This window comes from Pseudomonas sp. F01002, assembly GCF_004402115.1.
GTDB classification, from domain to species: domain Bacteria; phylum Pseudomonadota; class Gammaproteobacteria; order Pseudomonadales; family Pseudomonadaceae; genus Aquipseudomonas; species Aquipseudomonas frigoris.
Map to the genome: position 1 here is coordinate 388021 of NZ_SOPU01000003.1, position 9478 is coordinate 397498.

General features: G+C 60.6%; 9 protein-coding genes. 4 read left to right on the forward strand and 5 right to left on the reverse strand.

Features of this window, described 5'->3' with window-relative positions; genetic code table 11:
- From E3W21_RS31565 to gap, 5 genes are all read right to left on the reverse strand, one after another.
- A partial coding sequence (locus E3W21_RS31565; RefSeq protein ID WP_256661474.1) for a TonB-dependent receptor occupies positions 1–555 on the reverse strand: 555 nt, incomplete at its 3' end.
- A 180-nt stretch (positions 556–735) separates the two neighbouring features.
- Complete coding sequence (locus E3W21_RS02335; RefSeq protein WP_371927034.1) at positions 736–1716, reverse strand: FecR domain-containing protein; 981 nt, start codon at positions 1714–1716, stop codon at positions 736–738.
- 121 nt (positions 1717–1837) lie between these two features.
- Complete coding sequence (locus E3W21_RS02340) at positions 1838–2356, reverse strand: RNA polymerase sigma factor (protein ID WP_134417585.1); 519 nt, start codon at positions 2354–2356, stop codon at positions 1838–1840.
- Between the two features lie 77 nt (positions 2357–2433).
- The gene (locus E3W21_RS02345) at positions 2434–2898 is read right to left on the reverse strand and encodes a methylglyoxal synthase (RefSeq protein ID WP_129437808.1); all 465 of its coding nucleotides are present in this window, start codon (positions 2896–2898) and stop codon (positions 2434–2436) included.
- A 164-nt stretch (positions 2899–3062) separates the two neighbouring features.
- Positions 3063–4064 (reverse strand): type I glyceraldehyde-3-phosphate dehydrogenase, encoded by a 1002-nt coding sequence (gene gap / locus E3W21_RS02350; RefSeq protein ID WP_129437806.1) that lies wholly within the window; start codon positions 4062–4064, stop codon positions 3063–3065.
- 220 nt (positions 4065–4284) lie between these two features.
- Here gap and edd point away from each other — a divergent pair, with 220 nt between their 5' ends.
- From edd to E3W21_RS02370, 4 genes are all read left to right on the forward strand, one after another.
- A complete protein-coding gene (edd, locus tag E3W21_RS02355; protein ID WP_046049478.1) occupies positions 4285–6111 on the forward strand; it encodes a phosphogluconate dehydratase in 1827 nt (608 codons plus the stop codon).
- A complete protein-coding gene (locus tag E3W21_RS02360) occupies positions 6108–7058 on the forward strand; it encodes a glucokinase (RefSeq protein WP_134417587.1) in 951 nt (316 codons plus the stop codon). The genes edd and E3W21_RS02360 overlap by 4 nt, the downstream gene beginning before the upstream one ends.
- 193 nt (positions 7059–7251) lie before the next feature.
- Positions 7252–7983, forward strand: coding sequence for a response regulator (locus E3W21_RS02365; RefSeq protein WP_008155851.1), 732 nt, complete (start codon positions 7252–7254; stop codon positions 7981–7983).
- The gene (locus E3W21_RS02370; protein ID WP_129437802.1) at positions 7973–9442 is read left to right on the forward strand and encodes an ATP-binding protein; all 1470 of its coding nucleotides are present in this window, start codon (positions 7973–7975) and stop codon (positions 9440–9442) included. Before E3W21_RS02365 ends, E3W21_RS02370 begins: the two co-directional genes overlap by 11 nt.
- Positions 9443–9478 lie beyond the last annotated feature (36 nt).

The following is a 9478-nucleotide window of genomic DNA, read 5'->3' on the forward strand; positions in this document are numbered from 1 at the left end:
AGCGGCGCGTTGACCGGCACCGCCTACCGAAACACCGGGCTCGTAGCGCACCAGATCCTTGATGTTATTCACGTTGTTGCGGTCCAGCTCTTCACGGGTGTGAACGGTGACGGTGCTCGGCACGCTGTCGATGCTTTGCTCCTGGCGGGTGGCGCTGATGGTCACCTGGTCCAGGTTGAGCGCGCTGCTGTTGCTGCGCTTCTCCAGGACGATGTTGTTGGTGCCCAGTTTGCGATAGCTCAGGTTGGTCCCCACCAACAGGCGATCGAGGGCTTTCTCCGGCGGCAGCGAACCCCGTACGCCCGGCGAGGCCACGCCTTCAGCCAGTTCTGCCGGCAAGCCGACCTGCCAACCGGTCACGGCGGTAAAGGCATTGAGTGCCGAGACCAGCGATTGCTGAGGGATGGCGAACGCGTAATCGCCCATGTTGCGGGTCGGTTGCTCGGCAGCGGTGGCGGCGCAGAGCTGCGCGCTGCCGGCCATCAGGATGGCGGCGGTCAGCAGCGACAGCACGCGAGAAGGTGAAGAAGGTTGGCGGGTAAGGCGAGAGGACATCGATAGCGCTCCGTGTCGCACGAATCTTTATAGGTGCTGATTGGCATCCGGAGATGCGAATCAATTGCATTGGCTATAACGAGACGTACGGGGTTTGGCTATCGAGTAAAAATAATTCTCATCTAGGGGGGCGTTCTCAATTAGTTTCCCCACCGCGGGGAAATTAATTGAGAACGCCCCCTAGTTCAGAATCACCAGCGCCGGGAATTCCTGGAGCCGCGCCGAGGTGATGTGGGCCAGCGAGCGGACCACGTCCAACGGCTGGTCGAGGCGGTAATTGCCGGTGACGGCGATGTCGGCTAACTGCTCGTTGTTGTTGATGATCCAGCCGGGATAGTAACGACGCAGCTCCGCCAGCACTTGGCTCAGCGGGCAGTTTTCAAACACCAGTCGACCCTGTACCCACGCCAGGTCGGTCGCGGCATCGAGTCTGGCGGGGCGATCGAAACCGTTGGGGCCGATGCGGATGCTTTCTCCGGCGGACAAGCGAATTCGCGCGTCGTCGCGGGTCGCTCGCAAGTCGACATCCCCACGCTGTACTCGAACCTGTGCCACGCCGTCCAGATAGCGCACCGCAAACGCGGTGTCCCGCACGCTGGCCTTGACCGGCCCGGCGTCGATTTCCAGCGGCTGGCCGCGATTGGCCGGTACCTCGAAAAACGCCTCGCCTTGATACAAACGGGCAACGCGCTGTTGATCGTTGATGGTGCTGGAGAAGGCCGAGTTGGTATTGAGCAGGACCTTCGAGCCATCCTCCAGTTGCAGCCGCTGGCGTTCACCGACCACCGTCAGGTGATCAGCCTGCAGGCGAATCGGCAGATTGCTGAAACTGAACAAACCGAGGATCAGCACGGCGGCGGTGGCCAAGGGTTTCCAGTGCGGTCGCAGGCGCGACAGGACGGTCACTTTCGGCGGCCGGGCGGCCAGGCTCTGCGCGCATTGCACGACTTGCGGGCCCTCCCAGATCGCCTGAGCTTTGGCGAACGCCTCGGCATGCAGCGGATCGGCGGCCAGCCAGTCGTGAAACTGTCGGGTTTGTTCCTCGCTCGGACTGTCCAGCACGATCAGCCAGTCCAGGGCCTGGTCCATCGCACTTGCGGGGTCCCGCGCCGGGGAGGACGGAGGGGGGGCGGGGGGAGGCACTGGAAGCGTGTCCGTCACGGTGTTTCCTCGGCAGTGTCTTGGCACCGCTGTTTTTTTAGTGAAGCTTGAAAGTGGGGCAAGGGTAGCAAAGCCCGATAGTCAGTGCAGGTCATCCTCACACATAGAGTAGCCTACAGATTCAATCGCCGTTTAACCGTTCGGCCACGCCGATGCAGATCGCCATGATCAGTTTCAGCTCCTTTTGCACGGTGCTCAATGACACGCCGAGCTTCTCGGCGATCTCCAGATAGCTGTGCCCGTGCAGACGACTGAGGATGAAAATCTGCTGCTGACGGGAGCTGAGTTCATTGAGGCTCACGTTCAAACGCTCGAGCAATTGTTCGGCATGGGCGGCGTCCTCGGCACTGCTGGCGGGGGCGGCGACGCTTTCCACCACGTCCAGCGGCACGTCGTCGAGCATCGTGCGGGACTGAATGCGCCGCGCACGCAAATGGTCCAGCGCCAGGTTGCGGGCGGTCTGGAAAACGAAGGGCTCAAGGTGATCGATGGCCCGCTCACTGAGCGCCCGGGTCACTCGCAGGTAGGTCTCCTGCAGGAGGTCTTCGGCGGTGCTGTGATTGTTGACCATCCGCTCCAATGTGCGCAGCAGAGAGACTCGCTGGGCGATGAAGACGTGATTGAAGCGAGATTGACTCACGGGAGAACCTGATCCATTTCGAGCGAATGATAATGCTTATCATCCGCTCGAGTGGTCAAGTATTGATTTGTGAAGGTTTAGGCGCGGCCCAGCAGATAGGTCGCGTAATCGGGGATCCGATGTTCGTGCGCCTGCTCCATCATCGGGCTGCTGAGCAGGTAGTCGGCGCTGCATTCGTTGCAGGCGACGGGAATGTTCCAGACCGCCGCGACGCGCAATAACGCCTTGATGTCCGGGTCGTGCGGCTGTGGTTCGAACGGGTCCCAGAAGAACACCAGCATGTCGACCCGCTGCTCGGCGATTCGCGCGCCGAGTTGCTGGTCGCCGCCCAACGGACCGCTGATCATGCTCTCCACAGGCAAATTCAGGCGTTGTTGCAACAACAACCCGGTGGTGCCGGTGGCGACCAGTTCATGCTGTGCGAGTCTGTCTTTCTGCCGCTGGGCCCAGTCCAGCAAAAACACCTTGCAGTGGTCATGGGCGACCAGGGCAATACGCTTGCGCGCTGCCATGGTCTTTTGCGTAAAGCTGATACCGATCATCGGTGCTGCTCCAGACGTTTATCCGCCGTCGGCGCTGAAGATCAAAAGATCGCAGCCTTCGGCAGCTCCTACAAGGCATGGTGCGACGCAAAACCTGTAGGAGCTGCCGAAGGCTGCGATCTTTTGATCGTTGAACCTTCGGGCCGCCTACGGTGGTCATCGGTTTATTCAGCGTTGCACAGCGCCAGGCAGTTATCGAGCATACGGTTGGAGAAGCCCCATTCGTTGTCGTACCAGGCCAGCACCTTGAGCAGCTTGCCGCTGGACTTGGTGTGGTTGGCGTCAAAGATCGACGACAGCGGGTTGTGGTTGAAGTCGCTGGAGACCAGCGGCAGGGTGTTGTAACCGAGAATCTTCGAGTGCTGGCTGGCTTCTTTCAGCAGCGCGTTCACTTCATCGGCCGACGCTTCGCGTTTGAGTTGCACGGTCAGGTCCACCAGCGACACGTTGATCACCGGCACGCGTACCGACATACCGGTCAGTTTGCCCGCCAGTTCCGGCAGCACAAGACCGACTGCTTCAGCAGCGCCGGTTTTGCTCGGGATCATGTTCTGCGTGGCCGAACGCGCACGATACGGATCGACATGATAGACGTCGGTCAGGTGCTGATCGTTGGTGTAGGCGTGAATAGTGGTCATCAGACCGCTTTCGATTCCCAGCTCGCGGTGCAACACCTGAGCCACCGGGGCCAGGCAGTTGGTGGTGCACGACGCATTGGAAATGATCTGGTGCGATTGGCGCAGAATGTCGTGGTTAACGCCATACACCACCGTGGCGTCGGCGCCTTTGGCTGGGGCAGAAATGATCACTTTGCGTGCGCCGGCCGTAATATGCGCGGCGGCTTTGTCGCGGTCGGTGAACAAACCGGTGCATTCGAATACGACGTCGATCTTCTCGGCAGCCCAAGGCAGTTCGGCCGGGTTGCGAATGGCGCTGACAGAAATACGGTCGCCGTTGACGGTCAGGCTTTCCCGATCGTGCTGGACATCGGCATCGAACGTGCCGTGAACAGTGTCGTACTTGAGCAGATGAGCGTTCATCGCGCTGTCGCCCAGGTCATTGATGGCAACGATCTGCAGATCCTGGCGATAACCTTGGGTATACAGTGCGCGCAGGACGTTACGGCCAATTCGGCCAAAACCATTGATTGCGATTCGAAGAGTCATTTAACAGGGCCGCCGTCGTTTTGTTGTTGGAATTACAAGATTATTCGCATAAAAATAGAAAACAAGCCTTTTTAATGGCAATATTTTGTTCAATCTACAACGAGTGACCTGAATCAACTGGTCCGACCGATCAAGAAAACCGTCTGTCATCCCATCGACAACGGCTCTTGTTCAGCATAGACAATCAGGTCGCCACATCCGTTAGCCTGGAGTTCTAAACATGCATCCCCGCGTCCTTGAGGTCACCGAACGGCTTATCGCCCGCAGCCGCGCCACGCGTGAGGCTTACCTTGCACTGATTCGTGGTGCTGCCAGCGACGGTCCCATGCGCGGCAAGCTGCAATGCGCCAACTTCGCCCACGGCGTCGCCGGTTGCGGCACCGACGACAAGAACAGTCTGCGGATGATGAACTCCGCCAACATTGCGATTGTTTCGTCCTATAACGACATGCTCTCGGCGCACCAGCCGTACGAAGTCTTTCCTGAACAGATCAAAAAGGCCCTGCGTGAAATCGGCTCCGTCGGCCAGTTCGCCGGCGGCACCCCGGCCATGTGCGATGGCGTGACCCAGGGCGAGCCAGGCATGGAGCTGAGCCTGCCGAGCCGCGAAGTGATTGCGCTGTCCACCGCCGTGGCGCTGTCTCACAACATGTTCGATGGCGCGCTGATGCTCGGCATCTGCGACAAGATCGTGCCGGGTCTGATGATGGGCGCGCTGCGTTTCGGTCACTTGCCGACGATCTTCGTGCCGGGCGGGCCGATGGTCTCGGGCATTTCCAACAAGCAGAAAGCCGACGTGCGCCAGCGCTATGCCGAAGGCAAGGCCAGCCGCGAAGAGCTGCTGGAATCGGAGATGAAGTCCTACCACAGCCCGGGTACCTGCACCTTTTACGGCACCGCCAACACCAACCAGTTGTTGATGGAAGTCATGGGCCTGCACTTGCCGGGCGCCTCTTTCGTCAACCCGAACACCCCGTTGCGTGATGCCCTGACCCGCGAAGCGGCGCATCAGGTCACGCGTCTGACCAAGCAGAGCGGCGACTTCATGCCGATCGGCGAAATCGTCGACGAACGTTCGCTGGTCAACTCGATTGTTGCGTTGCACGCCACCGGCGGCTCGACCAACCACACCTTGCACATGCCGGCGATCGCCATGGCGGCGGGCATTCAATTGACCTGGCAGGACATGGCCGACCTCTCCGAGGTGGTGCCGACCCTGAGCCACGTCTACCCGAACGGCAAAGCCGACATCAACCACTTCCAGGCTGCGGGCGGCATGTCGTTCCTGATCCGCGAACTGCTGGAAGCCGGCTTGCTGCACGAAAACGTCAACACAGTGCTGGGTCACGGCCTGAGCCGCTACACCATGGAACCGTTCCTCGAAAACGGCGAGCTGGTCTGGCGCGAAGGCCCGATCGAAAGCCTCGACGAAACCATCCTGCGTCCTGTCGCGCGTGCGTTCTCGCCAGAGGGCGGCTTGCGAGTGATGGAAGGCAACCTCGGCCGCGGTGTCATGAAAGTGTCCGCCGTCGCTTTGGAAAACCAGGTTGTCGAAGCACCGGCCATGGTGTTCCAGGATCAGCAGGACCTGGCCGATGCGTTCAAGGCCGGTTTGCTGGAGAAGGATTTTGTCGCCGTAATGCGCTTCCAGGGCCCGCGCTCCAACGGCATGCCGGAGCTGCACAAGATGACGCCGTTCCTCGGCGTGCTGCAGGATCGCGGCTTCAAAGTCGCGCTGGTGACCGACGGGCGTATGTCCGGTGCGTCGGGGAAAATCCCGGCGGCGATTCACGTCAGCCCCGAAGCGTATGTGGGCGGCGCTTTGGCGCGGGTGCAAGAGGGCGATATCATCCGCGTCGATGGCGTCAAAGGCACTCTTGAGCTTAAGGTGGACGCCGACGAATTCGCAGCGCGCGAACCTGCCAAAGGCCTGTTGGGCAATAACATTGGCAGCGGTCGCGAACTGTTTGGTTTCATGCGCATGGCCTTCAGCTCGGCGGAGCAGGGCGCCAGCGCCTTTACTTCTGCCCTGGAGACGCTTAATTGAAACTGGCTTTGGTCGGTGACATCGGTGGGACCAACGCACGTTTCGCGTTGTGGAAAAACCAGCAGCTGGAATCGATCCAGGTGCTGGCAACGGCCGACCACGCCAGCCCGGAAGAGGCGATTGCCCTCTACCTGAGCGGGCTTGGCCTGGAACCGGGTTCGATCGGTTCGGTGTGCCTGTCGGTGGCCGGCCCTGTCAGCGGCGATGAATTCAAGTTCACCAACAATCACTGGCGACTCAGCCGCAAGAGGTTCTGCAAGACCTTGCAGGTGGATCAACTGTTGCTGGTCAACGACTTCTCGGCGATGGCGCTGGGCATGACCCGTTTGCAGCCGGACGAGTTTCGGGTGGTCTGCGAAGGCACGGCGGAACCGTTGCGGCCGGCGGTGGTGATCGGTCCGGGGACGGGCCTGGGCGTCGGCACGTTGCTCGACCTCGGCGAAGGTCGTTTCGCCGCGTTGCCGGGGGAGGGCGGTCACGTCGATTTGCCGCTGAGCAGTCCGCGGGAAACTCAACTGTGGCAACACATCTTCAATGAGATCGGCCATGTCAGCGCTGAAACGGCGTTGAGCGGCAGCGGTTTGCCGCGGGTCTATCGGGCGATTTGTGCAGTGGACGGTCATGAACCCGTGCTGGATTCCCCCGAGTCGATTACCGCAGCCGGTCTGGCGGGTGATCCGATTGCCCTGGAAGTGCTCGAGCAGTTCTGCTGCTGGCTGGGTCGTGTGGCCGGCAACAACGTGCTGACCACGGGCGGGCGGGGTGGCGTGTACATCGTGGGCGGAGTGATTCCGCGGTTCGCTGATTTCTTCATTGAAAGCGGCTTTGCCCGATGCTTTGCCGACAAAGGCTGCATGAGTGATTACTTCAAAGGCATCCCGGTGTGGCTGGTAACGGCGCCGTATTCCGGCTTGATGGGGGCAGGGGTAGCGCTCGAACAAGCCTGAAATGCGATCAAATGTGGGAGCGGGCTTGCTCGCGAAAGCGGTGTGTCAGTCAACGATGATGTTGGATGTGATGGCCCCTTCGCGAGCAAGTCGAATCGTCGCACCGCCGCTCCCACAATGGGTTTTGCGGTGTTTGTAAAATCTGTGCTTAAGGCATAATCCGCCCAATTCAAACAACAAGGATGCCGCCCCTGTGAGCTCAGTCAACAAGTCGATTTTGTTGGTCGATGACGATCAAGAGATACGCGAGTTGCTGGACACCTACCTGACCCGCGCGGGTTTTCAGGTGCGAACCACGCCCGACGGCGCAGGCTTTCGCCAGGCGATGAACGAGGCACCGAGCGATCTGGTGATCCTCGACGTCATGCTCCCGGACGAAGACGGTTTCAGTCTCTGCCGCTGGATCCGTCAGCACCCACGTCAGGCGCAGGTGCCGATCATCATGCTCACCGCCAGTTCCGACGAGGCCGACCGCGTCATCGGTCTGGAATTGGGCGCCGACGATTACCTCGGCAAACCCTTCAGCCCGCGTGAATTGCAGGCGCGCATCAAAGCCTTGTTGCGTCGCGCGCAGTTCGGTCAGGAACGTTCCGGCAGTGAAGTGCTGGCCTTCGATGACTGGCGGCTGGACATGGTCAGCCACCGACTGTTCCACATCGACGGCGAAGAAGTGATTCTCTCCGGTGCCGATTTCGCGCTGCTGAAACTGTTCCTCGATCACCCCCAGGAAATCCTCGACCGCGACACCATCGGCAACGCCACCCGTGGTCGTGATTTGATGCCGCTGGATCGCATCGTCGACATGGCCGTCAGCCGTTTGCGCCAGCGTCTGCGCGACACCGAAAAACCACCGCGGCTGATCCGTACCGTGCGTGGCAGCGGCTACCAACTGGCCGCCAATGTGGTTGCCAGCAATGGCCACTGAGTTTTTCCGCAAGCTCGCCGCACGGATTCCCGTGCCGCGTTCTCTGCTCGGGCGGATGTTGCTGCTGACGCTGTTGGCGGTGCTGTTCGCCCAGACGTTGTCGAGCGTGATCTGGGTCTCGCAACTGCGCGCCACCCAACTTGAAGGCCTGGTCACCAGCGCCCGTAGCCTCGCTCATTCGATGACGGCCAGCGTCAGTTACTTCCGCTCTTTGCCGGTAGCGTTTCGGCCATTGGTACTCGACCAGTTGCGCAGCATGGGCGGCACCCGTTTTGTGGTGACGCTCAACGACAAACCCTTGGGCATGGAAGTGCTGCCGATCACCCCGCGCAAGGAAGCGGTGCTCAAAGCGGTGGACGAAGTGTTGCGCCAGTCCCTGGGCCAGGACACCGATATCTCGGTGACGTTCGTCAGCCCCGAAGACCTGCGGATCTTCAACAGCGGGCTGAAACTCGATGAATTGCCGCGCTCCTGGGCGCATTACGCGCTGACCCTGGAGCCGGTGAACCCACCGGTATTGGTCACGCAAATCCAGATGGCACCGGGCGAGTGGCTGTACATCGCCTCGCTGTTGCCCGAGCCCTACACCAGCCTTGAAGAACAAGGCCTGCCGGCGCAGCAAGTCTGGTTCATCGTGCTCACCAGCGGCTTCTTGCTATTGTTCATTGGTCTTCTGGTGCACTGGCAGAGCCGGCCGCTCAAGCGTTTGGCGCGGGCAGCACGGGACATGTCCCTCGGCGCGGAAGTCGAGCCAGTGGCCGAGGGCGGCGGCAGTGAAGTGGTCGAAGTCGGCCGCGCCTTCAATGCGATGCGCGAACGTATCAGCCGTTACCTGACCGAGCGCAGCCAGTTGTTCAGCGCGATATCCCATGACCTGCGCACGCCGATTACCCGCTTGCGGCTGCGGGTTGAATTGCTCGAAGACGAAACGCTGCAAGCCAAGTTCGGGCGGGATCTGGATGAGCTGGAGCTGCTGGTCAAAGGCGCGCTGCAATGTGTAAAAGACACCGACATCCACGAAAATATCGAGCCGGTGGACCTCAACCATGTACTTGATTGTCTGGTGGAGCCGTATCTGGCACCCAACGGCAATGGTCGCGTCACCCAGCAAGGGCGTGCGCTGGCGGCGTATCCGGGGAAGCCGCTGGCGCTCAAGCGTTGCATCGGCAACCTGATCGACAATGCCTTGAAGTATGGGCAGAAAGCGCATCTGCACATTGATGACGACCAGAGTGCGTTCATCCTGCATGTAGACGATGAAGGCCCAGGCGTACCGGAACAGCGGATGGAGCAGGTGTTCGAGCCGCACTTCCGCCTGGCCGGGCAGCAACAGGGTTATGGATTGGGGTTGGGGATTGCGCGAAATATTGCGCATAGCCATGGGGGGGAGGTCAGCCTGCAGAATTTGCGTGAGGGTGGGTTGCGGGTGACGTTGCAATTGCCGCGCAGTGTTGATTAGCGGCACCGCGTTATCGTTCTTCGCGAGCAAGCCCGC

Coding starts and splice junctions, on each gene's coding strand:
- E3W21_RS02345 (WP_129437808.1), bottom strand. CDS start 2,898: ATGATCGGTATCAGCTTTACGCAAAAGACCATGGCAGCGCGCAAGCGT.
- gap (WP_129437806.1), bottom strand. CDS start 4,064: ATGACTCTTCGAATCGCAATCAATGGTTTTGGCCGAATTGGCCGTAAC.
- edd (WP_046049478.1), top strand. CDS start 4,285: ATGCATCCCCGCGTCCTTGAGGTCACCGAACGGCTTATCGCCCGCAGC.
- E3W21_RS02370 (WP_129437802.1), top strand. CDS start 7,973: ATGGCCACTGAGTTTTTCCGCAAGCTCGCCGCACGGATTCCCGTGCCG.